27 protein-coding genes are annotated in these 25,901 nt (G+C 71.1%); 6 read left to right on the forward strand and 21 right to left on the reverse strand.

Annotation, left to right across the window (positions count from 1 at the left end; genetic code table 11):
• Positions 1–28: 28 nt before the first annotated feature.
• The 4 genes from ELY19_RS04620 to ELY19_RS04635 all read right to left on the reverse strand — a co-directional run bounded on the left by ELY19_RS04620 (position 29) and on the right by ELY19_RS04635 (position 4,509).
• Positions 29–1,738 carry a bifunctional uroporphyrinogen-III C-methyltransferase/uroporphyrinogen-III synthase gene (locus ELY19_RS04620; protein ID WP_227967185.1) on the reverse strand — a complete coding sequence of 570 codons (1,710 nt, stop codon included), beginning with the start codon at positions 1,736–1,738 and terminating at the stop codon, positions 29–31.
• A gap of 26 nt (positions 1,739–1,764) precedes the next feature.
• On the reverse strand, positions 1,765–2,715 hold the full coding sequence (gene hemC, locus ELY19_RS04625; protein ID WP_126195161.1) for a hydroxymethylbilane synthase: 951 nt from the start codon (positions 2,713–2,715) through the stop codon (positions 1,765–1,767).
• On the reverse strand, positions 2,708–4,045 hold the full coding sequence (locus ELY19_RS04630) for a glutamyl-tRNA reductase (RefSeq protein WP_126195162.1): 1,338 nt from the start codon (positions 4,043–4,045) through the stop codon (positions 2,708–2,710). Before ELY19_RS04630 ends, hemC begins: the two co-directional genes overlap by 8 nt.
• 206 nt (positions 4,046–4,251) lie before the next feature.
• Entirely contained in the window at positions 4,252–4,509 is a 258-nt protein-coding gene (locus tag ELY19_RS04635) for a glutaredoxin family protein (RefSeq protein WP_126195163.1), read from the reverse strand.
• A gap of 83 nt (positions 4,510–4,592) precedes the next feature.
• Between ELY19_RS04635 and ELY19_RS04640 the strand changes: the two genes are divergently transcribed.
• Both ELY19_RS04640 and ELY19_RS04645 read left to right on the forward strand, forming a co-directional pair.
• Positions 4,593–5,486, forward strand: coding sequence for an HAD family hydrolase (locus ELY19_RS04640; RefSeq protein WP_374101504.1), 894 nt, complete (start codon positions 4,593–4,595; stop codon positions 5,484–5,486).
• A gap of 181 nt (positions 5,487–5,667) precedes the next feature.
• On the forward strand, positions 5,668–6,816 hold the full coding sequence (locus tag ELY19_RS04645; RefSeq protein WP_126195165.1) for a hypothetical protein: 1,149 nt from the start codon (positions 5,668–5,670) through the stop codon (positions 6,814–6,816).
• A 22-nt stretch (positions 6,817–6,838) separates the two neighbouring features.
• Here ELY19_RS04645 and ELY19_RS04650 read toward each other — a convergent pair whose 3' ends face one another.
• The 9 genes from ELY19_RS04650 to ELY19_RS04690 form a co-directional block, all read right to left on the reverse strand.
• Entirely contained in the window at positions 6,839–7,906 is a 1,068-nt protein-coding gene (locus tag ELY19_RS04650; protein WP_126195166.1) for a lysophospholipid acyltransferase family protein, read from the reverse strand.
• Positions 7,907–7,910: 4 nt separating this feature from the next.
• Positions 7,911–8,993, reverse strand: coding sequence for an NAD-dependent epimerase/dehydratase family protein (locus ELY19_RS04655; RefSeq protein WP_126195167.1), 1,083 nt, complete (start codon positions 8,991–8,993; stop codon positions 7,911–7,913).
• Positions 8,994–9,068: 75 nt separating this feature from the next.
• Positions 9,069–9,170: a 30S ribosomal protein bS22 gene (locus ELY19_RS04660; protein ID WP_003402602.1), complete on the reverse strand. Its 102-nt coding sequence runs from the start codon at positions 9,168–9,170 to the stop codon at positions 9,069–9,071.
• 161 nt (positions 9,171–9,331) lie between these two features.
• Complete coding sequence (locus ELY19_RS04665; protein ID WP_126195168.1) at positions 9,332–9,577, reverse strand: helix-turn-helix domain-containing protein; 246 nt, start codon at positions 9,575–9,577, stop codon at positions 9,332–9,334.
• A 128-nt stretch (positions 9,578–9,705) separates the two neighbouring features.
• Positions 9,706–10,515, reverse strand: coding sequence for a pyrroline-5-carboxylate reductase (gene proC / locus ELY19_RS04670; protein ID WP_126195169.1), 810 nt, complete (start codon positions 10,513–10,515; stop codon positions 9,706–9,708).
• A gap of 26 nt (positions 10,516–10,541) precedes the next feature.
• Complete coding sequence (locus ELY19_RS04675; protein WP_126195170.1) at positions 10,542–11,369, reverse strand: thioesterase family protein; 828 nt, start codon at positions 11,367–11,369, stop codon at positions 10,542–10,544.
• 44 nt (positions 11,370–11,413) lie between these two features.
• Positions 11,414–12,265, reverse strand: a complete 852-nt coding sequence (locus ELY19_RS04680; protein WP_126195171.1) for a sugar phosphate isomerase/epimerase family protein — start codon at positions 12,263–12,265, stop codon at positions 11,414–11,416.
• A gap of 14 nt (positions 12,266–12,279) precedes the next feature.
• Positions 12,280–13,584 (reverse strand): Rv0497 family membrane protein, encoded by a 1,305-nt coding sequence (locus ELY19_RS23360; protein WP_164711515.1) that lies wholly within the window; start codon positions 13,582–13,584, stop codon positions 12,280–12,282.
• A gap of 170 nt (positions 13,585–13,754) precedes the next feature.
• Positions 13,755–14,705 (reverse strand): Ppx/GppA family phosphatase, encoded by a 951-nt coding sequence (locus ELY19_RS04690; protein WP_126195172.1) that lies wholly within the window; start codon positions 14,703–14,705, stop codon positions 13,755–13,757.
• Between the two features lie 48 nt (positions 14,706–14,753).
• Here ELY19_RS04690 and ELY19_RS04695 point away from each other — a divergent pair, with 48 nt between their 5' ends.
• The gene (locus ELY19_RS04695; protein WP_126198694.1) at positions 14,754–15,593 is read left to right on the forward strand and encodes a DUF3109 family protein; all 840 of its coding nucleotides are present in this window, start codon (positions 14,754–14,756) and stop codon (positions 15,591–15,593) included.
• A 16-nt stretch (positions 15,594–15,609) separates the two neighbouring features.
• Here the strand turns inward: ELY19_RS04695 and ELY19_RS04700 are convergent, their stop codons facing one another.
• The 5 genes from ELY19_RS04700 to ELY19_RS04720 form a co-directional block, all read right to left on the reverse strand.
• Positions 15,610–16,857, reverse strand: a complete 1,248-nt coding sequence (locus ELY19_RS04700) for a hypothetical protein (protein ID WP_518166002.1) — start codon at positions 16,855–16,857, stop codon at positions 15,610–15,612.
• Between the two features lie 103 nt (positions 16,858–16,960).
• A complete protein-coding gene (locus ELY19_RS04705; RefSeq protein ID WP_068523801.1) occupies positions 16,961–17,650 on the reverse strand; it encodes a response regulator in 690 nt (229 codons plus the stop codon).
• Entirely contained in the window at positions 17,647–18,843 is a 1,197-nt protein-coding gene (locus tag ELY19_RS04710; protein ID WP_126195174.1) for a sensor histidine kinase, read from the reverse strand. Before ELY19_RS04710 ends, ELY19_RS04705 begins: the two co-directional genes overlap by 4 nt.
• 63 nt (positions 18,844–18,906) lie before the next feature.
• Positions 18,907–19,203: a GNAT family N-acetyltransferase gene (locus ELY19_RS04715; protein ID WP_126195175.1), complete on the reverse strand. Its 297-nt coding sequence runs from the start codon at positions 19,201–19,203 to the stop codon at positions 18,907–18,909.
• Positions 19,204–19,271: 68 nt separating this feature from the next.
• Entirely contained in the window at positions 19,272–20,018 is a 747-nt protein-coding gene (locus ELY19_RS04720; RefSeq protein WP_126195176.1) for a phosphoglyceromutase, read from the reverse strand.
• A gap of 126 nt (positions 20,019–20,144) precedes the next feature.
• On the opposite strand from ELY19_RS04720, the gene ELY19_RS04725 reads away from it, so the two are divergent.
• Positions 20,145–21,026: a sensor domain-containing protein gene (locus tag ELY19_RS04725; RefSeq protein WP_126195177.1), complete on the forward strand. Its 882-nt coding sequence runs from the start codon at positions 20,145–20,147 to the stop codon at positions 21,024–21,026.
• 275 nt (positions 21,027–21,301) lie between these two features.
• The gene (locus tag ELY19_RS04730; RefSeq protein WP_126195178.1) at positions 21,302–22,198 is read left to right on the forward strand and encodes a hypothetical protein; all 897 of its coding nucleotides are present in this window, start codon (positions 21,302–21,304) and stop codon (positions 22,196–22,198) included.
• On the opposite strand, the gene ELY19_RS04735 is transcribed toward ELY19_RS04730, so the two are convergent.
• A complete protein-coding gene (locus ELY19_RS04735) occupies positions 22,185–22,754 on the reverse strand; it encodes a TetR/AcrR family transcriptional regulator (protein ID WP_126195179.1) in 570 nt (189 codons plus the stop codon). The genes ELY19_RS04730 and ELY19_RS04735 overlap by 14 nt on opposite strands.
• 66 nt (positions 22,755–22,820) lie before the next feature.
• Here ELY19_RS04735 and ELY19_RS04740 point away from each other — a divergent pair, with 66 nt between their 5' ends.
• Positions 22,821–23,669, forward strand: coding sequence for a class I SAM-dependent methyltransferase (locus ELY19_RS04740; protein ID WP_126195180.1), 849 nt, complete (start codon positions 22,821–22,823; stop codon positions 23,667–23,669).
• Here the strand turns inward: ELY19_RS04740 and ctaD are convergent.
• Positions 23,666–25,375: an aa3-type cytochrome oxidase subunit I gene (ctaD, locus tag ELY19_RS04745; RefSeq protein WP_126195181.1), complete on the reverse strand. Its 1,710-nt coding sequence runs from the start codon at positions 25,373–25,375 to the stop codon at positions 23,666–23,668. The genes ELY19_RS04740 and ctaD overlap by 4 nt on opposite strands.
• Positions 25,376–25,442: 67 nt before the next feature.
• Positions 25,443–25,856, reverse strand: coding sequence for a pyridoxamine 5'-phosphate oxidase family protein (locus tag ELY19_RS04750; protein ID WP_126195182.1), 414 nt, complete (start codon positions 25,854–25,856; stop codon positions 25,443–25,445).
• Between the last annotated feature and the right edge of the window lie 45 nt (positions 25,857–25,901).

A 25,901-nucleotide genomic window follows, 5' to 3' on the forward strand; every position in this document is an offset into this window, starting at 1 on the left:
GCGCCGGGAGCGCAGCCAGCGGGCCGCATCAGCTCCGCGAGCGGCGCGGCTTCTTCCGCGGCGGGGGCAGGGCGCCCTCCGCACGGAGCCGGGACGCGTGGGCGGCCAGGGCCTCCACGAGGTCCTCGACCGACGCGGTCTCGGGCTGCACGTCCACCCGCAGGCCGAACTCGATCGCGGTCTCGGCCGTCTTCGGGCCGATGCACGCGACGATGGTGCGGGCGTGCGGCTTCCCGGCGATGCCGACGAGGTTGCGCACCGTCGAGCTGGAGGTGAAGCACACCGCGTCGAAGTCGCCGGACTTGATCATCTCGCGGGTCGAGGCGGGCGGCGGCGCGGCGCGCACCGTGCGGTACGCGGTCACGTCGTCGATCTCCCAGCCGCGGTCGCGCAGCCCCTCGGCGAGGGTCTCGGTGGCGATGTCGGCGCGCGGCAGCAGGACGCGGTTGACCGGGTCGAAGACGTCGTCGAAGGGCGGGAACACCTCGAGCATGCCCAGGCTGGACTGCTCGCCCGTGGGCAGCAGCTCCGGCTCGATGCCGAAGGCGCGGACCTTGGCGGCGGTCTGCTCGCCGACGCAGGCGATCTTCACGCCGGAGAAGGCGCGGGCGTCCAGGCCGAACTCGGTGAACTTCTCCCAGACGGCGCGCACGGCGTTCGTGGAGGTGAACACCACCCACTGGTACCGGCCGTCGACGAGGCCCTTGACCGCGCGCTCCATCTGCGCGGGGCTGCGGGGCGGCTCGACGGCGATGGTCGGGACCTCCATCGGAATGGATCCGTGGGCGCGCAGCCGGTTCGACATCTCGGCGGCCTGATCCTTGGTGCGGGGCACGAGCACGGTCCAGCCGTACAGCGCGCGCGACTCCCACCAGGAGAGCTTGTTCCGCTGGCCCACGACCTTGCCGACGGTGACCACGAGCGGACCCGTCAGGCCCGCCGCGGTGTCCCCGAGCGTGGCCAGGGTGGCCTCCAGGGTCTTCTGCTTGCAGGTCGAGCCCTGCGCGGTCACCGCGACCGGCGTCTGCGGCGCGAGGCCGTTCTCGACCAGCGCGGAGGCGGTGTCGGCGAGGTGCTCGGCGGTCGCGCTCAGCACGAGGGGCGACGGTGCGGCGGCCAGGGCCGCCCAGTCGACCTCACCGCGCACGTCGGCCTCGGTGTGCGACGAGCCCAGCGCCATGCCGGCGTAGGTGGGGACGGCGGTCGCGGGCGCCAGGCCCGGGACGATCTCGAAGGCGATCTGGGTGCGGGCGACGGCGTTGACCTCGGCCAGCACGGCGTCGGACGACAGCGGGTCGCCGGCGACGAGGCGCACGACGTCCTGGCCGTGCCGGGCCTGCGTCAGCAGGGTCTTGGCGACCTCGGCGGGCTCGCCCAGCGCGGGCAGCACGGTGGCGGGGTTGCGCACGGCGGGCTCGCCCTTGCGGCCCTTCGCGGCGGTCGTGTCGGCGGCGTCCTCGGCCTCGACGGGCTCGACCGGCAGCGCGGTGCCCACCATGTCGACGACGGTCTGCGGAACGTCGGGGTCGGTGTAGACCGTCCGGGCGCCCGCGATAGTCTGCTCAGCACGCAGGGTGAGGAGCCCCGGATCGCCCGGGCCCGACCCCACGAAGGTGATGCGGCCCGGTGCCACCGCCCGGCCCCGGGCGGGCTTGTTCGTCTTCGCGGCGACGCGGGTGGACACCGTGTCGGTGTCGGCTGCCGTGTCGGCCTTCGCGGACTGTGCAGTGCGGCTCATGTATCGGCTCCCAGTAGTTGCGGGTGCTACGCGAGCAGGTCGCGTGCGCCCAGGTCGAGCAGCTCCCGTGCCAGCGCGATGCCCAGCGCGCCGGCGTCGCCCACCGGACCGACCACGGAGGCGCGGACCGAGTCGGAGCCGTCCGCCGCCAGCGCGATGCCGCGCAACGACAGCTCCTCGAAGATCCGACCGTCGTCGTCGAGGGACTCGACGACTTCCGCGATCGCACCGACGGGCGCGGTACACCCGGCCTCCAGCTCGGCGAGGAGGGCGCGCTCGGCGGTGACCGCCGCGCGCGTGACCGGATCGTCCAGGCCGGAGAGCACGGAATGCAGTTCCGCATCGTCGCGTCGGCACTCCACCGCGAGTGCGCCCTGTGCGGGCGCCGGCAGCATCTGCACCGGATCCAGCGCCTCCGTCACCTCGTTGTGGCGACCGATCCGCTTGAGTCCGGCGAGGGCGACCACGATCGCGTCGAGTTCGCCGTCCGCTACTTTGCGTAACCGAGAGTCAAGGTTGCCTCGTAGGGGGCGGATTTCCAAACCCAGACCCAGTGCGGTAAGCTGACTGGCTCGCCGCGGGCTCGAGGTGCCGACCACGGACCCCGCGGGCAGCTCCCCCAGCACCAGACCGTCGCGCGCCACCAGGGCGTCGCGCGAGTCCTCGCGGGGCGGCACGGCGGGCATCGACAGCCGCTCGTCGGGTGCGGTGGGCAGGTCCTTGAACGAGTGCACGGCCACGTCGACCTCGCCGTTCGCGAGGGCGTCCCGCAGCGCGGAGGTGAAGACGCCGACACCGATCTTCTCGACCGGGTCGGAACTGAGGTCGCCCGGCGTGGTCACGATGACCAGCTCGGCGGGGTGGCCCGCCGCGATCAGGGCGTCGCGCACGGTGCCCGCCTGCGTGGTCGCCAGGAGCGAGCCGCGGGTGCCGATGCGGATGGGGTCGGGAATCGGGGTGGCGGTCACGTCAGACACTTCGGTCGTCGGATCCTTCGGTCGCGGAGACGGCGCCCGTGGCGCCCGGCTTGAGTTCGAACAGCTCGCGCAGCGCCTCCGCGTAGGAGTCGCCGCCCGGGGTGGCGGCCAGTTGTTTGACGCGCACCGTCGGGGCGTGCAGGAGCTTGTCGACGACGCGGCGCACCGTCTGCGCCACCTCGTCCCGGTCCGCGCCCTCGAGACCCGGGAGACGCGAATCCAGCCGCAGCAGTTCGGCTTCCACCACCTCGGCGGCGCGGCGCCGCAGCGCCGTCACCGTCGGGGTGACCTCGGCCGAGCGCTGCGCGGAGAGGTATTCGGCCAGCTCGTCGGAGACGATGCGGCGGGCCTTCTCGGCGTCCTCCTCCGCGGCCTGCGTGCCCGGCTCGCGCGAGAGCGCGTCGATGTCGATGACCGTGACGCCCGGCAGGCCGGCGACGGCCGGGTCCACGTCGCGGGGCAGGCCCAGGTCGCAGACCACGAGATCGGTGTCGACGGTGCGCTGCGCCAGCGCGGAGTGCACGTCGGCGAGGCTCACGACGCTGCCGACGGCGCCGGTGCAGGCGATGAGGACGTCGGCGTCGGCGAGGGCGGCCACCAGGTCGTCCATGTCCACCCCGCGCGCGGCGGCGACGCCCGCGTCGAGCGCGGCCTGCGCGAGGCGGTCCGCCTTCTCGGGGGTCCGATTGGCGACCGAGACGTCGACCGCGCCGGCGCGGGCCAGGTGGGCCACCGCGAGGCCGCCCATGGCGCCGGCACCCACGACCACGGCACGGCGCACTTCGCCCCCCTGCGGCGCGAGCACCGCCTGCGCGCGATCCAGCGCGACCGACACGACGGAGGCGCCGGCCTTGTCGATGCCGGTGTCGGTGTGCACCCGCTTGCCCACGTGCAGGGCGCGCTGCGCCAGGTCGTGAACCACGCGCCCGGCGACCTGGTGCTCGTCGGAGGCGGCGTAGGCGCCCCGGATCTGGCCGAGGATCTGCTGCTCGCCGACGACCATCGAGTCGAGGCCGGAGGCCACGGAGAAGAGGTGCTGGACGGCGGCCTCGGAGTAGCGCACGAAGGCGTGCTTGCTGAGCTCGTTGATGGTGAGGCCGGAGCGGGCGGAGAGGACGTCGGAGACGGCTTCCAGGGCGGGGTGGAAGGCCTCGACGACGGCGTAGATCTCGACCCGGTTGCAGGTGGTGACGACCATGACCTCGTCGATGTGGGGCGACTCCATGAGCTGCGCCAGCACCTTGGGACGATCGGTCTCGGTGATCGCCAGTTTCTCGAGGACCGACACCGGCGCGCTGCGGTGCGACGCGCCGAACAGCAGAACCGACACCCTCGCTGCTCCTTCGAAGATCATGACGGGTGAACTACAGTCCGTAGTTTCCCGTTAAGGCACGGTACCCCGCATCCCCTGAAATGGGAAAACGCGCACAGCCTCACCTCACCCGTGCAGGTGACGGCGGGTCACCCGCGAGGGCCGCTCACCCGAGGATATCCGCCGGCAGCCGCGGAATGTCCGCTTCGCGCCGCCGCGGGCGTTCACGGGCCGAGTTCCGCGCGCAGCCCCACGGTGTCCACATCCCAGTAGCTGTGCATCGCACCGTCGAGCAGGACCACCGGCAGCATGTCGCCGTACTCGCCGCGGTACTCGGTGTTGCCGGGCGCGTCGACGTCCAGTTGCCGGTAGTCGACGGGGCGGCCGGCGGCGCGGAGTTCGCCGACCAGAGCGGTGAGCTCGTCGTGGGCGCGGGCGCACATCCCGCACCCCTGCCTGGTGAGCAGAGTGATCACGGACATGTGCCGAGTGTCCCACCCCCGCCGCCGCGCGCGCCGCTAAGGTTGAGGGGAGATCACGCACGTGGGATCACGCGAGTGGGGAGGTGCCCTTGTCCGACCAGGCCAGCGCCGACGAACGCCGGCAGAGCGCGGCGGGCGAGGCGAGTGCGGACGCCGCCCATTCGCTCCTGCTCGAGAAGGAGGGCCGCGAGGACGGCCAGGTGCCGCCCGACCTCACCGCGGCGGCCTTCTTCGACGTCGACAACACGATGGTGCAGGGCGCCTCGATCGTCCACTTCGCCCGCGGCCTCGCCGCGCGCAACTACTTCTCGTACTCCGACCTGGCCTCGGCCGTGTGGGCGCAGGCCAAGTTCCGGCTCACGGGCAAGGAGAACAGCGACGACGTGGCCGCCGGGCGCGAGAAGGCGCTCTCCTTCATCGCCGGGCGGTCCACCGAGGAACTCAAGGCCGTCGGCGAGGAGATCTACGACGAGATCATCGCCGACAAGATCTGGCCGGGCACCCGCGCGCTGGCGCAGATGCACCTCGATGCCGGTCAGCAGGTGTGGCTCGTGACCGCCACCCCCGTGGAACTGGCGCAGACCATCGCCGACCGGCTGGGCCTGACGGGCGCGCTCGGCACCGTGGCGGAATCGCAGGACGGGGTGTTCACCGGCAAGCTCGTCGGCGACATCCTGCACGGCCTGGGCAAGGCGCACGCCGTGCGGTCGCTCGCGATCCGCGAGGGCCTGAATCTCAAGCGCTGCACCGCGTACAGCGACTCCCACAACGACGTGCCGATGCTCTCCCTGGTGGGCACCGCGGTCGCCATCAACCCGGACTCCGACCTGCGCGACGTGGCGCGGGTGCGCGGCTGGGAGATCCGCGACTACCGCACCGGGCGCAAGGCAGCCAAGATCGGCGTGCCCACCGCCATCGGTGTCGGCGCCGCGATCGGCGGTGCGGCCGCACTCATCAAGCACTTCAGCGACGACTGATCCCGCGATGTCCGTTATGGGGCGATGACGGAGTATTCCTCCGATGTCCGCCCCGGTGCGGGCTCGTGCCCCCACTGTCCTGCGGCGTGTTTTTCCGGAGCTGAACGTCACTCCGACCTGCGGAGATGGCGATCGTGTGAACCCCCTGCCGGCGAGGTCACCCGCGGCCACTCTTCCCGCCGTGCTCCGATCGATGTTCGCCCGCGTCCCCGTTCTGCTCAGCGCCGCCTGGGCCCTGTCGGGGACCGCGCTCTTCGCCGTCCTCGTCGCGCTCGCCGCGGGCGGCGGCGCTTTCCTGGCCGCCGGTCCCTCGGCCGCCGACGCCGCCTCCGGCGCGGTGGGCCGCGACCCGTCGTCGGCGGTGGCGCTCAAGGCCGCGGACGACTCCCGGACGATGTTCACCCTGCTGTCCGACGCCCTCACGTCGTCGGCGTCGGGGCTCACGTCCGCCACCTCGGCGGTGCCGCAGATCTTCGACAGCATCGACACGGCACGGGCGGGAGCCGAATCCCTCTCCGCCTCCCTCGAGTCGACCGGGACCGCGTCGGCCACCCTCGCGCGGGTCTCGCAGACCACGTCCGGCTGGAGCACGACGTTCGATCAGGCCTCGGCGATGGCGAGTACGGTCGGCTCCGTCCGCGCCTCCCTGCGCGGGCTCCGCACCAGCGTCGCCACCAGCACCGACCCCGCGGACGTCGAGCTGCGGTCGCGGATCGACGCGGTGCTCGCCCGCACCGGCCCGCTCTCCGCGCTCGAGACCGTGCCGTCGCTCGACCGGGCGCTCGGGGACCTCGCCGCCGCCGCGGCCCGGGGCAGCGCCGGCCTCACCTCCGCACGCACGGCCGCGCGCGAACTGCGCGACGGCCTGACCACCCTCGCCCGTGCCCGGCCGGGCGCCCAGGCGGCGGTGGCCTCGCTCGACAAGGGCGTCACGCAACTGGGCATCGCGCTCAAGTCCATCGACGCGCAGCTGGCGCTGGTGCAGAGCGAGCTCCGCGCTCAGTCCCCCGCAGCCACCGGCGACGTGGCCCTGACCGCCACCACCGCGCCGGCCGACCGCGCCGCGTACGCGCTGGTGGCCGGCGGCGTCGCCGGCGCGATCGCGTACCTCCTCGCCGCGGCGTTCAGCCACCGCTTCCGCCGCCCGGAGGTCGTCCACGCCGCGGCGCCGCTCGCGAACCTGACCCGCGAGCTGCCCATCGGCGTCACCGGAACGGACGGCGACCCCGGAACGGACGGAGGTACCGGGACGACCGGCGGCGCGGCGGACACCCTCGACGGCTTCCCCGTGATCCCGTGGTCGCTCACCACCGGCCCCGTCCGCGTCTGAGCGGACACCGCGGACCGTCGGCCTAGAAGTCCTGGAAGATGTTCTTCCGGCGCGCGAGGATGCGGTACAGCGACTGCTGGATGGTCTCGCGCACGTTGTCGGTGAGTTCGAAGACGACCATGGGATCGTCGGCATCGGCCTCGGTGAAACGGTCGGTCGCGATGGGCTCGCCGAACTCGATGTGCCACTTCGACGGGAGCGGCACCATGCCCAGCGGGCCGAGCCACGGGAACAGCGGCGTGATCGGCGCGTAGGGCAGGCCCAGCAGCCGGGCGACGGGCTTGACGTCGGCGAGCATCGGGTAGATCTCCTCGGCGCCCACGATGGACACCGGGATGATCGGCACCTGTGCGCGGATCGCCGCGGTCACGAAGCCGCCGCGGCCGAAGCGCTGCAGCTTGTACCGGTCGCGGTAGAGCTTGCCGATGCCCTTGAAGCCCTCGGGCCACACGGCCACCAGCTCGCCACGGGTGAGCAGCGCCTCCGCGTCGGCGTTGCAGGCGACGGTGGCGCCCAGCTTCCGCGCGACCTCCCCGATCACCGGGTACTCGAAGGCCAGGTCGGCGGCGAGCAGCCGCAGGTGCCGCTGGTCGGGGTGGTTGTCGTGCACCGCGACGGCCGACATCAGCCCGTCGAGCGGGATCACGCCGGAGTGGTTCGCGACGAGCAGCGCGCCGCCCTCGCGGGGCAGATTGTCGGCGCCGGTGGTGTCCACGCGGAACCACTTGTCGTAGACGGGGCGCAGTGCCGGGAGGAACAGCGCGTCGGTCAGGTGCGGGTCGAAGCCGAACGGGTCGATGTCGTAGTCGCCGGTGAGCCGCTCGCGGACGAACGCGGCACCGTCGACCACCGATTCCGCGGCGCGCTCGCGCCAGCCGGGGCCGGGCTCGCCCGGCTGCGCGGCGGCGATGTAGTCGGGGTTGAGGGCGTGCACCGTGGCCTCGCGGCGCGGGGCCGACGGTGCCGGGCCACCGGTCAGCGCGGACGGGTGCCGCTGCTGCGCGCGCTCGCGCCCCTCGGTGCGAGCGGTGTCGATGGACACGGGCAGCTGCAGCACCTTCGCGTGCTGTGAGCCTGAAGCGTTGGTCATGTGTCTACCGTCCAGCCGTGCCGTACTCGGAACCGATTCCCGCGAGCCGCCGGGCCAGCGAGGCGACCCGCTGCTCGACGCCCACGATCGAATCCACACCGATTGTAGGTTCTGTGCGGCCGTGGCGTGCGGCGTCTTCCATGGCCTGGCGCGTGGTGAACCGCGGCTCGAAGCCCAGTTCCCGCCGCATGCGCGTGGTGTCGAAGGCGTTGCCGAAACTCAGGTAGGCGAGCTGCACCTTGTCCGTCGGGCCGCGGCCCCGGCCGCGGATCGCCGCGACGGCGGGGCCGAACGCGGGCTTGACCACGGGGAGGGGCACCCGGCCCGAGAGGCGGATGGCCTGCGACATGGAGATCGCGCCGTCACCGGCGATGTTGTACGTCCCGGGCCGCCCGGCCACGACGGCGTGTTCCAGGGCGCCCAGCGCGTCGTCCTGGTGCAGCAACTGCAGCCGGGCGTCGCGGCCGATGATCGACGGCACGACGGGGCGCTCGAACAGCGAGCCGAGCAGCGTCTCGATGTTCGGCCCGAGGATGGGCGCGAGCCGCAGGATCGTGAGGTCGATGTCGGTGCGGCGGCGGGCCATGCTGCGGGCGTAGGCCTCGGCGTCGAGCAGGTCGCGCGGGTGGCCGCTGGCCGCGGCGCCGCCGACCAGATCCTCGGTGATGAGGGCGGGGTTGCGCGAGCGCGAACCGTAGACCTGCGTGGCCGAGCGCATGACGACCCGCTTGACCGTCTCCGACTTCTGGCATGCGGCGAACACCCGCATGGAACCGAAGACGATCGCGTCCTTGGTGGACGCCGACGGGAAGTGGTTGTCGGTGACCGACGTGGAGCAGTGCACCACCGTGTCGACCTCGTTGGTCGCCATGATCTTGCCGAAGATGTGGCTGCGGTAGTCGACGCGGATGAACTCGGCGGGCTCCATCCGCCGGTGCATGGCCTTGGTCGGCGGGACGGCGTCCACGCCGATCACGCGCTCGATGTCCGGCCGCTGCGCCAGCCGGCGCACGAGGTAGCCGCCCACGAACGTGGACGCGCCCGTCACCATGACGACGCGCGGCGCTGTGACGACCGACTCGCTCATTACTGAAGAGTAACCGGAAACACGAAAGCCCGCCCATGTCCTGGGCGGGCTCTCATGAAAGTGTGACCAGAAGGCCTACTTGCCGAGTTTCCTACGCTGCACCCGGGTGCGGCGGAGCAGCTTGCGGTGCTTCTTCTTCGACATGCGCTTGCGGCGCTTCTTGATCACTGAACCCATGGGTTCCTCACGTCTCTCTATCGAATTGCCATGTTCGGTGCGCGGCGGCCGGGTACGGAAGAGCCCCCGCGCCCACGCAGCAGGCTTCTACATTACCCGTCGCGGCGGCCCAGGCGAAATCCGCCCGTGCCGCCGCTGCTGCAGACGCTCTTCCCGCGGGCCTAGCCCGCGTCGAAGAACGAGGTCTGCAGGTAGTCGTGGACGGCCTTCTCGTGGACCCGGAAGGACCGGCCGACGCGCACCGCGGGGAGCTCCCCGTTGTGCACCAGGCGGTAGACCGTCATTTTCGACACCCGCATGAGGGTGGCGACCTCGGCCACCGTCAGGAACGACGAGCCGGCTGCCGCAGGAGCCTGGGCTCCGGCACCGATCTCGGCGGGCTTGGTGTTCTTGTTTGCAGACGCCATGTAATCCCTAACCTCCGGCACATGTCGCGCCGCCGGCTTCCCCTCCGGCGGACCTGACACGCACGTGCTTCGAGCAGCTTAGCGGTACCAATGGGAATAATGCGACGGGAGTGAGCTAACCGAACCTTCTAAGCGAGGCGACCGAGCTCGGCCGAACGCTCCGCACACGCCCTCGTCGCCGCGTAAAAGGCAGGTCGGAGGCCGTTTTTCTCCAGCTCGCGGATCGCGGCGGCCGTCGTGCCGCCCGGCGAAGTCACCGCCGCACGGAGCTCGACGGGCGACGAGGAAGTCTCAACCATTAGTGCACCCGCGCCCGCGATCGTGTGGGTGGCGAGGGTCGTCGCCTGGTCCCGCGTGAGCCCCAGATCGACGCCCGCGTCGATCATCGCCTCGGCGACGAGGAAGGCGTAGGCGGGCCCGGAGCCGGACAGCGCCGTGAGCGCGTCGAGCTTCGCCTCCGGCACGACGAGGGTCTGCCCCACCGCGTCCATCACCTCCCGCACGAGCGCCACGTGGGCCTCCGTCGCCTCCCGGCCCCCGGAGATCCCGCTCATCGACCGGCCGACGAGCATCGCCGTGTTGGGCATGACCCGCACCACGGGCGTCCCGGCGGGCAGGGCGGCCTCGTAGACGGTCGTGGGCACGCCCGCGGCCACCGAGGAGACCACCGCACCCGGGCGCAGCGCGGCCGCCACGTCCGGCAGGATCGCCCCGACCACATCGGGCTTGACGGCGATCACCACGAGGTCCGCACCGTCGACCGCCTCGGCGACGGTGGTCACCGTCGACACCCCGTAGCGCTCCGCCAGCTCCCCGCCCCGGCCCGCGTGCGGCTCGGCGACCGTCAGGGACCCCGGCGCGTGCCCGGCCGCGATCAGGCCGCCCAACAGGGCCTCCCCGATCCGTCCGCCGCCGATCAGTGCGATACGACCATCCATCTCCGTTCCTCCTCGTTTCTTCGCGTTCAGGACTTCGGGGGCCGCGGCGCCGGCATCATCGCCAGCTGCCGGGACGTGGCGACGACGTGGCCGGACTCGTCGACCAGCACGTGGTCCTCCTCGAACCACCGCTGCCCGACGACCGGCGCCGAGGCGCGGAACCGCAGCCAGCCGTCCACGGGCTCGCGCCGCACGGACGCGGTCAGCGTGATCGTGGGCGCCCAGCCGATGCCGCCGAGGTTGGCGACCACCGGCAGCGAGATGTCGGTGGCGAGCAGTGCGAACAGGCCCGAGACGGGCTCCTCGCGCAGCCGCACCCAGCCGCGCGTCTCGGCGGGACCGGTGCGCCCCTCGATCACGGGCAGCGTGGAGGCGTCGTAGCGCACCTCGGCCACGCGGCCGACCTTGAAGATCTTGGCCGCCGGATGCTCCGGGTCCCAGGCCAGTGCATCGGCCGGGGGCGTGGGCGGCATCGCGTCGACGGCGGTCGGCTCGGCGTAGCGCTCGTCGCCCTCGTCGCGGCGCGCGAGGGTCACGGCGGCCTGCACGTAGACGCGGTCGCCCTGCACCGCCTCGACGTTCACGAACGACGTGGTGCGGCCGCGCTTGCGCACGTCGGTCCGCAGCTCGACGTGGCCGGGGTCGGGTGCGCCGAGGTACTCCGCGGAGATCACCACGGGCGTCACGTCGGGGTCTCCCCCGTCGTCGAGGTAGGCGGCCTGCGCCGCCGAGGCGATCAGCGCCAACAGCGCGCCGCCGTGCACCTTGCTGCCCACCGACCAGGTGGGATCGATCTCGGCGGCGTACCCGCCGGGGGCCTTCGCGACGGAGACGAGGTCCGCGAACAAAGCCATCTGTGCGCTCTCCTTACCGGGGCACCCGCTCGGGTGCTTCGACGTCAGGCGGCCGGGTCGGCGCGCAGGTGCTCCCGCGCGAATTCCAGCGCCTCCGTGAGCATCGCACGCCGCTCCTCGGGCGTCTTCGCCGAGCCCGTCGCGATCTCCAGGATCACGTGCCCGTCGAAGCCGGAGGCGGCCAGCCGGCGGCACACCTCGGCGGCGGGCTGGGTGCCGCGACCGGGCACGAGGTGCTCGTCGACGGCGGCTCCCAGACCGTCGGTGAGGTGCAGGTGCCGCAGGCCGTCGCCCATGCGGTCCATGAGCTCGAGGGCGTCGACGCCGGCGGTCGCGGTGTGCGAGAGGTCCAGCGTGTAGTTCGCGTAACCCACGTCGGTCGGGTCGATCGACGGGGCGAAGGCCGAGACGGCCGTCCCGGGGTGGCCGCGGCGCTTGAGCCGCTCCACGGACTCGCCGCGGCGCCCGAAGAAGGCGTCGAGCCGCATGGGGAACATGTTCTCCACGGCGACGGCCACGTCGCTGTCGTCCTCGAGCTCGCTCACCAGGTCGACGAAGTTCTCGGCGTAGCGCCGCTGCCACCGGAAGGGCGGGTGCACGACGACCGTGCTCGCCCCGAGGTCCTCCGCGGCCGTGACGGCGCGGCCGAGCTTTGCCATGGGGTCGGGCCCCCACACGCGCTGGCTGATGAGCAGGCAGGGCGCGTGGACGGACAGCACGGGCACGTCGTACCGCATGGACAGGCCGGCGACGTTCGCGATGTCCTGGCTGGCGCCCTCGTGCCAGACCATGAGTTCGACCCCGTCGTAGCCGGTCTCCGCGGCGTACCGGAAGGCGTCCTCGAGCTTCTCGGGGTAGACCGAGGCCGTCGACAGTCCGACCGGTATACCGCTCACGTCGCCGAGGGTACTCAGTTCGAGCCGAGCGCCATCAGTAGCGGACCGAAGGTGATCACCAGGCCCACGAACAGGGCCAGGCCCAGGGTGAGGTAGTCGGTGGTCTTCCGCAGGTAGTGCGTGAAGGTGACGATGCCGATGATCACGATGAACGCCAGCACGACGGTCAGCGCGATGGTCGCCTTGCCGCCGCCCCAGTTCCACAGCTTGAAGAAGCCGTAGAACAGGCCGGCGCCGGCCACGAGGCCGAGCAGGACCTCGCCGGCGAGCAGCAGCCAGCCGCGGCCCTTGCCGCCCGACTTCTCGTCGGCGTCCTCGTCCACGACGTCGTCGCCGGTCTTGGCGAGGAAGTCGGGAGTCGCCTCGGCGCGGGCGTCGTCGATCTGCTGCGCGCTCATCGAGGCGGTGTCGGGAGCGGCGGGCGCGTCGACATCGGGAGCGGGCACGGCGACGGGCTTCACGTCCACGGTGTCGTCGGCCTCGACCTCCGCGAACCGCGACTGCCGCTCGCGGACCTGCGCGGTGTTGAAGTCGGCGGTCGCCATGATCGGCGTCTCGGCCTGGTCCCAGCGCGACCAGGCGTAGTCCTTGCCGTCGTCCTCCGACGGTGCGTTCTCCGACGGCGCGTTCTCCGACGGTGCGTCGGCCGCCTGCGCGGCGGCGGGGGCCTCGGCGGCGGGTGCGTCGGCGGGCTGGTCCGCCTCCGCGGGCTCGTCCGACGGTGCGGTCGCCTCCCGCTCCTGCGCCTTCGCGCCACGGTTCCACCGGAGCAGCCCGGAACGGCGGCTCTCCCGCGCGGCGGGGGCCTCGTCCGGCGCGGGCGTCTCGTCCACGGCCGGAGCCTCGGGTTCCTGCTGCGCGGGCGCCTCGGCCGGGCCGGGATCGGCCACGGCGGCGGCGAGGAACGAGGAGGTGATCGGCTCGTCGTCGTCCTGGTCGGGCTGCGGGGGAACGTCGGTCCGCGGCGCGGACGCGGGCTCGGCGGCCGGTGCCGCCGCCTCGGGCTCGACCTCCGGGGTCACGACCTCGGGCTCGGCCGGGGCCTGCTGTGCCTGCGGGGCCGCTTGCGGGGTCGTCGGTGCCTGCGGAGCCTGCGGGGCGGCCGGCGCGGCCTGGGCCTCGGTCTGCGCGGCGCGCGTGTCGGCGCCCGGCGCGGGGGCGTCGTCGCGGACGACGGGGATCTCGCCGGTCAGCTCGGCGACGGTGATCGAGTTCTCGCCACCGCGGTGGCGCCGGCGGCGCCCGCCCGTCGGCGCGGGTGCGGGCTCGCCTTCCCTGGCGAGCAGCTCCGCCAGCGAAATCCTTCGCTCCTCGCTCATCACGTCACCGTCCTGTGGCTCGTCGGCCTCGTGGGCCCCGCGCGTGCCGGAATTGTCACACCCGCCACTCACGCCCTGTGTGGTCTCAGAAGATTCTACTTGTACACCGCGGCGCAATCGTGACGGCACACGCGGCGGTCCGTTATGTTACTTCGTGCCTTTAATGGGCTCTACCGGCTGCTCTCCGGCGTGAAGCCCGCCTGCGTGTCCAGATACCGCAGGATCACGCCCTCCCGCAGCGCCCACGGGCAGATGTCCAACTCCTCGACCTTCATCGCCCGCATGGCGGCCTCGGCGACCAGCGCACCGGCCACGATCTGGCCCGCTCGGTCGGAGCTGAGCCCCTCGAGCTCCTTGCGGTCGGCCACCGTCATCCGGCTGATGAAGGCGATCAGCTGCCGCAGCCCGCTCGCGGTGAGCGTGCGCTTGACGCGCGGGCCCGCGGACGAGGGCGCCGCGCCGGTGAGCCGCGCGAGGGTGCGCATCGTCTTCGACGTGCCGGCGACCAGGTCGGGCGTGCCGGCGGCCTCGAGCCGGGCGGCGGCGGGGGCGATCTCGGCGTCGAGCCAGTCGCGCAGCATCGCGACGCGGCGGCGGCCGGGCGGGTCGTCGGGAAGCCACTCGCGCGTGATCCGGCCGGCACCCAGCGGCAGGGAGAGCGCGACGTCCGGCTCCTCGTCGACGCCGTTGCTCATCTCGAGCGAGCCGCCGCCGATGTCGATGTTGAGCACCCGGCCCACGCTCCAGCCGTACCAGCGGCGCACGGCGAGCGCGGTGAGCCGGGACTCGTCGGCGCCGGAGAGCACCTCGACGTCGACGCCGGTGGCCTGCTTGACGTGCGCGAGCACGGTGTCGGTGTTGCTGGCGTCGCGGACCGCGGAGGTCGCGAAGGCCATCACCTCGGAGCAGCCGGAGCTGCGCGCGATCTTGGTGAACTCCTCGACGGATTCGACGAGGGCGTCCTCGCCGGCCTGGCTGAGCCGGCCGCTCGGCTCGATCTTCTCGGCGAGCCGCAGCGTGGCCTTGGTCGAGCTCATCGGCGTCGGGTGCGCACCCCAGTGGGCGTCGACCACGAGCAGGTGCACCGTATTGGACCCGATGTCGAGGACTCCCAATCTCACCCCGCCAATCTAGACCCGACTACCGTGGCCCCTGTGACCGACCTTCCGATGCCCGGCCTGCGGCGGTCCGCCGCTCAGCCGAAGGGGCGCCCCGTGCCCGAGGTCCCCCTGGACTTCCCGCGCGAGTGGCTGGAGTTCACCGATCCCGCCGATCCGCAGCACCTCATCGCCGCGGATCTCACCTGGCTGCTCTCGCACTGGACGTGCATGTTCGGCACCCCCTCGTGCCACGGCATCGAGCCGGGCCGCGAGACGGACGGCTGTTGCAGCCACGGCGCCTTCCTCTCGGACAAGGACGACAGGAAGCGGCTGAAGAAGGCCGTCGCCGAGCTCACCGACGACGACTGGCAGTTCCGCAGCAAGGGACTGGGGAAGAAGGGGTACCTCGAGGAGGACGACCTCGACGACGAGCCCGCCCTGCGGACCCGCCGGTACGACGGTGCCTGCATCTTCCTCAACCGTCCGGGCTTCCCCGGCGGTGAGGGCTGCGCCCTGCACGCCATGGCCCTGCGGACCGGGGTGGAGCCGCTCACCGTCAAGCCCGACGTGTGCTGGCAGCTGCCCGTCCGGCGCACCCAGGAGTGGATCGAGCGCCCCGACGGCGAGCAGATCCTGCGCACCACGATCGGCGAGTACGACCGGCGCGGCTGGGGAGCGGGCGGCCTGGACCTGCAGTGGTACTGCACGGGCTCGCCGGAGGCGCACGTCGGCGCACAGCAGGTGTGGCAGAGCTACGCCCCGGAGCTGACGGAGCTGCTGGGCGAGGATGCCTACGCCGCGCTGGCCCGCGAGTGCGAGGCGCGCCAGGACCGCCTGGTCGCCGTGCACCCCGCCACCGCCGCGGCGACGGAGCGGCAGAACTACGACATGAAGTACGTGGAGCTGTAGCTCACCCTGATCGGGTCTAGGCCATCCTGGTCATGGCGAGGCGCGCCTGCACCCCGCCCTGGATCGGCCCACCGACGGCGATGGGGCGGGGTCCGGAATGGATGAGGCTCAGGAAGATCCGCTGGCCGGCAGTGAGCGGAACGAGGCCGGAGATGACGCTGACGTTCTCCCACGTCATGGCGATGTTCGTCGATTCCAGGATCTGCATCCCCTCGGCGTACACCTTGCACATGAGACTCTCACCGCCAGAGGCGCCCTCCCACGGCATCTGCGCGGTGACGAGGTACATCCCGGGAACCCGCACCGTCAGCCCCGCGCGAGTGGCCTGAGCCTCACCGTTGGGCGCATGCAGATCCGTCTCGACGGACCACGTCGGCATCCACGCGGTGAGCCCGTTCAGATGGTGCACCCCGCACGTGACAGACGCGGTCGGCCTCAGGTCGGCGCACGGACTCGCCACATCGGGCGCGCTCGGCGCATCGCGCGACCCGGCGGAAGCGGGCGGACCACCCTCGTCGAGCTCGGCGATCGAGGCCGTCAGAACCGTCTCGTAGGCGTCGAGCCCGGCGGCCAGCACGGGGTCATCGGCGAATTCGGTGCGGGCGCGGTCCAGCCAGGCGAGCATCTCCTCGTGGGAGTGCTGCCCTCCGAAGCCATCGCCGGCGAGCCCATCCGCATGCGACTGCCAGCGCATGCCGCGCGTGGCGAGGAAGCGGTCGACTGCGGCGAGGGCCGTCAGCTCGGAGCTCGGTGCCCCGCCCCCGCAGCCGTACAGCGCGCGCGGCAACGGCTCGTCGCCGAAGACAGCGCCGAAGGCGCCGGCGACATCGATCTCCCCTTCTCTGTCAGCGACGATCGCGTCCCACACGGGGCGGGCGATGAGCGCGAAGACGAGCGGGACGCCGTCGAACGTCGTGCCGGAATCCGAGGGTGGCTCCTCCCCCGCGTACAACCCCAGCCATTCGCACATGTTGCGAACCAGGTTGCTGATGACCTCATGGATGGACGGATCCCAGCCGCCGGACGGCCACCCGTCGTCCGTCCAATACCTCCCGGACTTCGTCGCCTGCGCGATTCCGGCCGCGATCAGCTCGGTGTTCCTGCTGCTGTCCTCCGGCGTGATGCCACCGTAGTAGTCGTAGTCTCCGACCATCGGCAGCGCCGCCGGACGATAGACGCCGCCCGGCTTCCGGCTGAGGACCACCATCGCGGCCTCGGTGTACGTCAGGCTCACGCCGGTGATCGCACAGTTCACGTCGTACATCCCCACGGAGACGAACCTACCGGCGGACCGACTTCGGGCGGCGGCCGCCGACGAGCGTCGGTGCCACGGGGAGCCGCGCCTCCGGCCGTGAGCGGCGCGGCGCCTACGGCTCGAGCTTGTATCCGAGGCCGCGGACGGTGACCAGGTGCTTCGGGTTGGCCGGGTCCGCCTCGATCTTGCTGCGCAGGCGCTTGACGTGCACGTCGAGGGTCTTGGTGTCGCCCACGTAGTCGGCGCCCCAGACGCGGTCGATGAGCTGCCCGCGGGTGAGGACGCGGCCGCTGTTGCGCAGCAGGTACTCCAGGAGGTCGAACTCCTTGAGCGGCAGGGTCACGGCCTCGCCACCGACGGTCACGACGTGCCGCTCGACGTCCATCCGCACGGGGCCGCCCTCGAGCACCCCGTCGTCCAGGCCGTCCGCGGCGGCGGTGTCGGCGCCGCGGCGCAGCACCGCGCGGATGCGGGCGATGAGCTCGCGGGCGGAGTAGGGCTTGGTGACGTAGTCGTCGGCGCCCAGTTCGAGGCCCACGACCTTGTCGATCTCGCTGTCCCGCGCGGTCACCATGATGACCGGCACGGACGAGCGGGCGCGCAGCTGCTTGCACACGTCGGTGCCGCTCATGCCGGGCAGCATGAGGTCGAGCAGGACGATGTCGGCGCCGGCGGAGTCGAAGTGCCGCAGGGCCTCGGCACCGTCGGTCACGACGGTGGTCTCGAAGCCCTCCTTGCGGAGCAGGAAGGCCAGCGGGTCGGCCAGCGATTCCTCGTCCTCGACGATCAGTACGTGTGTCACCGCAGTACATCCTCACTGTGGTCGTCGCGCTCTGCAGGGCCCGCGCCCGGCTCGACCGGCGCCGGCAGCACCAGCGTGAAGGTCGAACCCATGCCCGGTTTGCTCCAGAGCCTAATGGTGCCGCCGTGGTTCGCGGCGACGTGTTTGACGATGGCGAGACCGAGTCCGGTGCCGCCGGTCATCCGGGACCGCGCCTTGTCGACGCGGAAGAAGCGCTCGAAGACGCGCTCCTGGTCTTCGGGGGCGATGCCGATGCCGCGGTCGGTGACCGCGATCTCGACCGATGCGGCACCGTCGGGCCCGGTGGCGGGGCGCAGGCGGCGGCTGATCGAGACCTGGGTGTTCTGCGGCGAGTAGGCGATCGCGTTGGAGATGAGGTTGGACAGGGCCGTGAGCAGCAGCGTGTCGTCGCCGCGGATCTCCAGGCCGGAGGGCTGGTCGACGATGAGCGAGATGTTGTTCGCCTCGGCGGAGACCTGGGCGCGCGCGACGGCCTCGCCGACCACGTCGTCGACTTCCACACTGCCGAGGTCGGGGAGCTTCTCCGCGCCCTGCAGGCGGGAGAGGGCGATCAACTCGTTGACCATGTTGCCCATGCGAGTCGATTCGACGAGTACGCGGGAACCGAAGTGCCGCACGGCTTCCGGATCGTCGTCGGATTCCAGCAGCGCCTCGGCGAGCAGCCCGATCGCGCCGACCGGGGTCTTGAGTTCGTGCGAGACGTTCGCCACGAAATCGCGGCGGGTGGCCTCCATGCGCTGGTTCTCGGTGTCGTCGTCGGCGTAGACGACGGCGTACTGCTCGTCGGGCTCCGCACCCTGGATGAGCTCGACCCGGCAGCGGACGGCGATGCTCGCCCGGTCCGATCGCCGTGAGACCGTCAGTTCGACGGTGCGGGGCGCCCCGGTCTCGAGGACCCCGGAGGCGGCTTCCCATACCCGGTCGTCGAGGAGTTGCTCGCGGACGAGGGAGAACTCCTCGGCGCGCGCGTTGCACGCGATCACGTCCCGGAACCGGTCGACGACCACGAGCCCGGTGGGCGATTCGCGGATCACCGCGCGGTGCAGCTCGGCCACGGTCATGCGGGTCGGGCCGGCCGGTTCGGCGGTGGTCACCCGCTGCCGGACGCGCCGCGCGAGCCATCCGATGAGGGCGCCCACCAGGGCGGACACCACACAGAGGGCCACAGTCACGCGGTCAGTGTACCCAGGTCCCCCATCGATTCTTCACATCGGGAACGATTGGTGAACAACGGGTTACCGGTCGGCGGCCACCTCGACAACGGCGGCGTACTCGGGGTGCTTCGTCACGTAGCTCGCGACGTACGAGCACACCGCCCGGGCGGTCTTCCCGGAGGCGACGACGTCGTCGAGGGCGGCCTTGGTCAGCACCGCCGCGTAGCCGTTGCCGCCGTACTCCGCATCGACCACGGTATGGGTGAGCAGCCGCACGTCCACCTCGTCCACGTAGTCGAGGTAGCCCGCCTGCTCGCCGTCGACGGTGAGCACGTAGCGCTCCTGTTCCGGGGAGTGGGTCACAGTCACGTCAGCCATGTGACCCAACCTATCTCCTCGGCGGCCCCGGAGCCTGAGGAGAAACTTAAGGGGCGGTACCGAAACGACTACTTGGCGCCCTGGTTCGCGACCGCAGCGGCGCCGGCGGCGGCGGCCTCGGGATCCAGGTAGGTGCCGCCGGGGTTGGCGACGGTGCCGTCCTCGGTGAACGTGTAGGTGAGCGGGATCCCGGTGGGGATGTTGAGCTGTGCGATGTCGGCGTCGGAAATGCCGTCGAGGTGCTTGACGAGGGCGCGCAGCGAGTTGCCGTGCGCCGCCACCAGCACCGTCTTCCCCTGCGCGACCTGCGGCTCGATGACGGCCTGGTAGTAGGGCACGAACCGCTTGACCACGTCGAGGAGGCATTCGGTGAGCGGCACCTGCGGGAGGTGGGCGTACCGCGGGTCGTCGGTCTGGCTGTACTCGTCGGCGGGGTCGATCGCGGGCGGCGGGGTGTCGTAGCTGCGGCGCCACAGCATGAACTGCTCGTCGCCGTACTTGTCCTTGGTCTCGGCCTTGTTCAGGCCCTGCAGCGCGCCGTAGTGCCGCTCGTTGAGGCGCCAGTCGCGCACGACGGGGATCCAGTGCCGGTCCGCGGCGTCCAGCGCGAGGTTCGCGGTGGTGATCGCGCGGCGCAGCAGCGAGGTGTACAGGAGGTCCGGCAGCAGGCCGGCCTCCTTGAGCAGCTCACCGCCGCGGACGGCCTCGCCGCGCCCCTTCTCCGTCAGCGCCACATCGACCCAGCCGGTGAACTGGTTGGACGCGTTCCACTCGCTCTCGCCGTGACGGAGCAGGATCAGGGTGCCGTAGGTCATGCGCCGTAGTTTAACGCTCACAGAAGGAGCTGCAGCCCGCACTGGTACCGCGCAGTCCTTTAGTATGAGTCCGAATTTTGCGTCCACCGGTGCCGCCGGGGAGCGAGGACCGAGAAAGGGATCGCCGTGTCCGACCAGGATCCCCAGCATTACCACCAGAGCGGACATCCCCACGGGCAGGTGCCGTATCCGCCGCAATTCCAACAGCAGTACCAACCATCGAATGGCGGCTGGGGTGCGCCTCCTCCGCCCAAGCAGCGGCGCATCCCTGTCCCCTTGCTGGTGTCGCTCATCGCGATCGTCTCGATCGTCGTGATCGCCGTGGTAGCGATCGTCATCGCGCAGGCCACCAAGAAGGACGACGAACTCACATTCGGCTCCGCTCCCGCTACGTCCGCCGCCGAGCCCGCGGAAAACGCCGAAGATTCGAGCGTGCTTCGGATCATCCCTGCATCGGTGCTGCCGTCCGCTCAGCAGATGACAGATGTGACGCTGCAGTCCTTCAAAGCCATCAACTCGCCCTATACCGGGATCGATCCGGACTCGAAGACAGAGCCCGCCGCTTGCGCCCTGGCGTCGGCACCCTTCAGCCAGTCCGCCATCGGGAAGACCACCAGCGTTGCGGGGCAGCGGTATACCGACAACACGGCCGAGATGTACCGTGCGTTCGGCTACGTGCAGGTCGGAGTCTTCCCCTCCGCTGCCGACGCGAACGCCGCGCAGGAGTCGGTCAAGAACGTGATCACCACCTGCACCAAGTTCACCCAACTACCCGAGGCGCCCAACAATAGGCCGTACGACCGCACCGTCAGCATCCTCAGCGCCACCGCTCCTCTCGCCTGGGCCACAACGGTGACCCCCGCGGACGACGGGCCGTGGGTATGCACCCTGACGTTCCAGACCCACAAGAATCTCACCATCGCGACCAACTACTGCCGTGGCGGGAACACCGACGCCGGCCGCGAGATCGGAAAGATTGTGCTGAAGAACATCGAGGGACAGCGATGACCAACCCAGAGAATCCGAACGAACGGTTTGAGCAGCAGTCTCAGCAGCCCGGCGCACCCGGCTTTCCCCCCGCAGGCCCGCCGCCACCGAGCGTCCAGCAGCCTGGAGCGCAGCAGCCTGGCCCTGCAATGGCGCACCCCAGCCCACTAGGGTCATATGCCGGCCCACCGGCGGGTACGCCGTTCGGCGGCTTTCCACCGCAAGGACCACCTCCCCGCCCCCAGTCCTTCGCCGCCCGATATCGGTGGTGGCTCGCGGGCGGCAGCATCGCACTGGTGGCGATCATCGCCGTGGTCACCGTGGTCGCCGTAATGACTGGGGGCTCAGATGACACCAGCCCCAAGGCCGTGGTCTCCCGGTATCTCGACGCACTCAATCGCGGCGATGCCGCGACGGCGCTGAGCCTGTCGGATCCCGCCAACGACAAGCGATTCCTCACAGATTCCGCACTCAAGGCGCAGTACCAGCGCGACAAGATCACGGGCGTCCAGCTGTCCGAGGGCATGTCTGCGGGCGAGTTCACGACGATCGCCGCAAACTACAACGTCGGCGATCAGGTGGTCAGCGGGAGCATCAAGGTAAACAAGCGTGCTGATGGTTGGAAGCTGGAGGACGGCGTCCTCACGGTGACGCTCGGCACCACGACCCCCGCGGTACTAGGTCTGGCGACATTGTTCGGCACGAAGCTCTCCGAGGGCACGACAAAGATCAACGTCTTCCCAGGCCCTCTGTACTGGGGTACGACAACGAACAACCTACAGATCACCTCTGACTCATCGGTGGGCAGCACGCTCGCACCGTTCACGCCGTCGACCCGCTACATGACGGTGCGTACTGCGGTCACTGAATCCGGGGCCGAGGCTGCACGCCAAGCGGTACGTGAGTGGGCCGAGGGCTGTGCGAAGTCACGGAAGTGGGACGCCTCCGACGTGGCCGGCTGCAAGCAGATGTCATACACCTTGGGTACCGCAGGAGAGGTGACATGGACCGCGCCCACCGACTACACGAAGCTCACGATCACCCCGGATGCGCTCGGCGCCGCGAAGGCAACTGTGCGGGGCGATCTGAATTGGACAGCGGGTGGCGCTGGTCGCCAGGAATCCGTGCGCCAGATGATTTACGGCACTGTCGATCTCAGCGCAAATCCAGCAGTGTTCGTTAGTAGCTTCTAAGAAACAACCGGGCAATCGGCCCACGCAGGTCCGCGATGCTCGCCTCCGGGGTGCGCGGCGGGGCCAGGGAGCGCGCGCCGTGGAGCCGGTCGAAGAGCAGGCCCTCGAGCAGGCTGACCAGGTCAGCCGCGGCCCGGCCGGGGTCGACGGTGCCGAGCGCCGTGAACAGGCCGGTCGCGAGCGGCACGGAGAACAGGCAGGTCGCGAGGTCGGCGGCGAGCCCTTCCGCCTCCGCGTCCGGGGCGAGCGCGTACCGCGCGAGGGCGTCGCGCCGGCGGTCGGTGAGCAACAGGTGCAGTTGGTGCGCCGTCACGTCCGCCGCGACGTCGGGGTCGACGGAGTCCGGTGCCGCCTGCTCGAACGCGGCGCGGGACCGCTCGCGCAGGCGCCCGATCGCGGCGCGCAGCAGTTCCGAGCGGGTGCGGTAGTAGTACGACGTCGATCCCTTCGGGAGGTTCAGTCGCTTGTCGACGGCGCCGTGCGTCACCGCCCGGTTGCCGCCCGCGGCCGCGAGGTCCAGGACCGCCTCGCAGATCGCCGTGCGCCGTTCATCCATGCTTGCCCTCCCGGATCCCGATCCTCTATAACCATAGAGCACTCTACTTCTATAGAGGGAGGCGATATGGACGACCGGCTCATCGACACCGTCGACGACACGGCGCGCTGGGTCGCGCACCACCGCGCGGTCGAATCCGCCCGGGCCGATGCGCTGTTCCGCGATCCGTTCGCCGCGCGCCTCGCCGGTACGACGGGCCGCGCCATCGCGGAGAGTGCGGCGCCCGCGGCGGGCGGCGGCGACGGCTGGTACCTCACCGCGCGCACGGTCCTGGTCGACGAGGCGGTGGCCACGGCCATCGCGGACGGCTGCGACACCGTCATCAACCTCGGCGCGGGACTCGATGCCCGTCCCTACCGGCTCGACCTGCCCGCCGACCTGGAGTGGATCGAGGTCGACCTGCCCACGATCCTGGAGCACAAGGCGGCGGTCCTCGCCGCCGAGGAAGCCCACTGCCGGTTGCGGCGGGTTGCGCTGGACCTGGCCGACGCCGGCGCGCTGGCTACGCTGCTGAGTGAGCTCGCGGGCCGCCGGGTCCTGGCCCTGTCCGAGGGCGTGGTCATGTACCTCTCCCCCGTTCAGGCCGACGCCCTCGCGGACACTCTGCGCGCCGCGGGCGTGGCCCGCTGGTGCCTCGACCTCGGCTCCGCGGGCGTGGGTTCGGTCATGGCGGAACGGAACCGGGGCATCCTGCGGAGCGCACCGTGGCGCTTCCTGCCCGCCGACGGCGTGGCTCATTTCGAGAACCGCGGGTGGTGCGCTGAGCGGATCGCCGCCCTGTTCCCGGCCGCCGTGGCGCTCGGGCGCCTCGACGCTCCCGAGGCGCACCGTCTGGCCGAGGGACCGCAGCCCGACCCCCGCGCCCCCGGCGACGCCCCGTGGAGCGGCGTGGTCACGTTCGTCCCGGCCCGCTAACGCGCGTTGTGCTTCTCCGCCCGCATGCGCTCGACCATGTGCGGGTAGTGCAGCTCGAACGCGGGCCGCTCGGAGCGGATGCGGGGCAGCTCGGTGAAGTTGTGCCGCGGCGGCGGGCAGCTGGTGGCCCACTCGAGGCTGTTGCCGAAGCCCCACGGATCGTCGACCGTGACCACCTCGCCGTAGCGGTAGCTCGTGAAGACGTTCCACACGAAGGGCAGCGTCGAGGCGCCCAGGATGAACGCGCCGACCGTCGAGATCCGGTTCAGGCTCGTGAAGCCGTCGCTCGCCAGGTAGTCCGCGTACCGGCGCGGCATGCCCTCCGCGCCGAGCCAGTGCTGCACCAGGAAGGTGGCGTGGAAGCCGATGAAGGTGAGCCAGAAGTGCCAGCGCGCGAGCCGCTCGTTCAGGAGGCGCCCCGTCGCCTTCGGGAACCAGAAGTAGACGCCGGCGAACGCCGCGAACACGATGGTGCCGAAGAGCGTGTAGTGGAAATGGGCGACCACGAAGTACGTGTCGGAGACGTGGAAGTCGAGCGGCGGCGACGCCAGCAGCACGCCGGTCAGGCCGCCGAAGAGGAAGGTCACGAGAAAGCCGATCGAGAACAGCATCGGGGACTCGAAGGTCATGTTCCCCTTCCACATGGTGCCGATCCAGTTGAAGAACTTCACGCCCGTGGGCACCGCGATGAGGAAGGTCATGAAGCTGAAGAAGGGCAGCAGCACCGCGCCGGTGGCGTACATGTGGTGCGCCCACACCGCCATCGAGATCGCGGCGATGGCCAGCGTCGCCATCACCAGCCCGCTGTAGCCGAAGATCGGCTTGCGGCTGAACACGGGGAAGATCTCGGAGACGATGCCGAAGAAGGGCAGGGCCAGCACGTACACCTCGGGATGCCCGAAGAACCAGAACAGGTGCTGCCACAGGAGCGCCCCGCCGTTCGCCGCATCGAAGAGGTGCGCACCGAACTGCCGGTCCACCTCCAGCCCGACCAACGCGGACGCCAACAGCGGGAAGATCATCAGCGCGAGGACGCTCACCACGAACATGTTCCACGTGAAGATCGGCATCCGGAACATCGTCATCCCGGGCGCACGCAGGCAGAGCACGGTGGTCACCATGTTCACCGAAGCGAGGATCGTCCCGAGCCCGCCGACGGTCAGCCCCATCAACCACAGGTCGCCGCCGACGCCCGGACTGTGCGCGGCGTCGGACAACGGGGTGTATGCGGTCCAACCGAAGTCGGCCGCGCCTCCGGGAACCATGAAGCCCGCGGATGCGGTGAGGCCGCCGAACAGGTACAGCCAGTAGCCGACGGCGTTGAGCCGGGGGAACGCGACGTCGGGCGCGCCGATCTGCAGGGGCACGAGGTAGTTGGCGAAGCCGAACGCGATCGGGGTCGCGTACAGCAGGAGCATCACCGTGCCGTGCATGGTGAACAACTGGTTGAACTGCTCGGTGGAGAGGAACTGCAGGCCGGGCTCCGCGAGCTCGCCCCGCATGATGAGGGCCATGAGGCCGCCCACGAAGAAGAACAGCATCGACGTGACGATGTACATCACGCCGATCGTCTTGTGATCCGTGGTGACCACGAGGTCCCGGATCCATCCGCCGGCGGGCCTGCCGCGCGCGGGTTCGGGGCGCGCGGCGCGCAGCCGCCGCTCGGGTGCCACGTCCGTGGCGGTCGTCTCGGTTCCACCGTCCATGGATCGATCGTCGGCCGCGAGCGGCCCCGACGGGAGCGGCGGACGTCCCGATCGATGTCCCGCCGGTTCAGGACCAGGTGCGGCCGAAACCGCGGGCGCTGACCCGTTCGGCGAGGACCTCGACGACCTCGTACTTGCCGTCGTCGATGAACGGCCGCAGCGACAGTGCGTCCGTCACCGACAGGGCGGACGAGTCCGTGCGCACGCGCGCGGGTCCGCGCACGATGACGCTCCAGGCCTGGTCCCCACCGACCTCGTCCACCTCGAAGGCCACCTCGTGCGCCACGACGGCCGAGGCGAGCTTGCTGCCCGGACCGGTCCGGAACAGGACGTTGCAGCCCTCGCCGAGCACGTAATTCACGGGGAAGACCTCGGCCTCACCCCCGATCGCGATCACGATGCGCCCGACGTCCTTGCGGCGCAGCAATTCGGCCGCCTCGTCGCGATCGAGGACGGTGGTGCCGGCGGTGAAACGTTCCATGACGCGCTCCTGGGGTCGGGGTGCGGACGGGTGCCCGCCGCCCCA

Origin of the sequence: Tsukamurella paurometabola, from assembly GCF_900631615.1 — a bacterium.
GTDB classification, from domain to species: Bacteria; Actinomycetota; Actinomycetes; order Mycobacteriales; family Mycobacteriaceae; genus Tsukamurella; species Tsukamurella paurometabola_A.

Excerpts from the sequence above, each read along its gene's own strand:
- ELY19_RS04620 (WP_227967185.1), bottom strand. The coding sequence starts at position 1,738 with ATGAGCCGCACTGCACAGTCCGCGAAGGCCGACACGGCAGCCGACACC.
- ELY19_RS04635 (WP_126195163.1), bottom strand. The coding sequence starts at position 4,509 with ATGTCCGTGATCACTCTGCTCACCAGGCAGGGGTGCGGGATGTGCGCC.
- ELY19_RS04650 (WP_126195166.1), bottom strand. The coding sequence starts at position 7,906 with ATGACCAACGCTTCAGGCTCACAGCACGCGAAGGTGCTGCAGCTGCCC.
- ELY19_RS04655 (WP_126195167.1), bottom strand. The coding sequence starts at position 8,993 with ATGAGCGAGTCGGTCGTCACAGCGCCGCGCGTCGTCATGGTGACGGGC.
- ELY19_RS04660 (WP_003402602.1), bottom strand. The coding sequence starts at position 9,170 with ATGGGTTCAGTGATCAAGAAGCGCCGCAAGCGCATGTCGAAGAAGAAG.
- ELY19_RS04665 (WP_126195168.1), bottom strand. The coding sequence starts at position 9,577 with ATGGCGTCTGCAAACAAGAACACCAAGCCCGCCGAGATCGGTGCCGGA.
- proC (WP_126195169.1), bottom strand. The coding sequence starts at position 10,515 with ATGGATGGTCGTATCGCACTGATCGGCGGCGGACGGATCGGGGAGGCC.
- ELY19_RS04675 (WP_126195170.1), bottom strand. The coding sequence starts at position 11,369 with ATGGCTTTGTTCGCGGACCTCGTCTCCGTCGCGAAGGCCCCCGGCGGG.
- ELY19_RS23360 (WP_164711515.1), bottom strand. The coding sequence starts at position 13,584 with ATGAGCGAGGAGCGAAGGATTTCGCTGGCGGAGCTGCTCGCCAGGGAA.
- ELY19_RS04695 (WP_126198694.1), top strand. The coding sequence starts at position 14,754 with ATGCCCGGCCTGCGGCGGTCCGCCGCTCAGCCGAAGGGGCGCCCCGTG.
- ELY19_RS04700 (WP_518166002.1), bottom strand. The coding sequence starts at position 16,857 with ATGTACGACGTGAACTGTGCGATCACCGGCGTGAGCCTGACGTACACC.
- ELY19_RS04715 (WP_126195175.1), bottom strand. The coding sequence starts at position 19,203 with ATGGCTGACGTGACTGTGACCCACTCCCCGGAACAGGAGCGCTACGTG.
- ELY19_RS04720 (WP_126195176.1), bottom strand. The coding sequence starts at position 20,018 with ATGACCTACGGCACCCTGATCCTGCTCCGTCACGGCGAGAGCGAGTGG.
- ELY19_RS04735 (WP_126195179.1), bottom strand. The coding sequence starts at position 22,754 with ATGGATGAACGGCGCACGGCGATCTGCGAGGCGGTCCTGGACCTCGCG.
- ELY19_RS04740 (WP_126195180.1), top strand. The coding sequence starts at position 22,821 with ATGGACGACCGGCTCATCGACACCGTCGACGACACGGCGCGCTGGGTC.
- ctaD (WP_126195181.1), bottom strand. The coding sequence starts at position 25,375 with ATGGACGGTGGAACCGAGACGACCGCCACGGACGTGGCACCCGAGCGG.
- ELY19_RS04750 (WP_126195182.1), bottom strand. The coding sequence starts at position 25,856 with ATGGAACGTTTCACCGCCGGCACCACCGTCCTCGATCGCGACGAGGCG.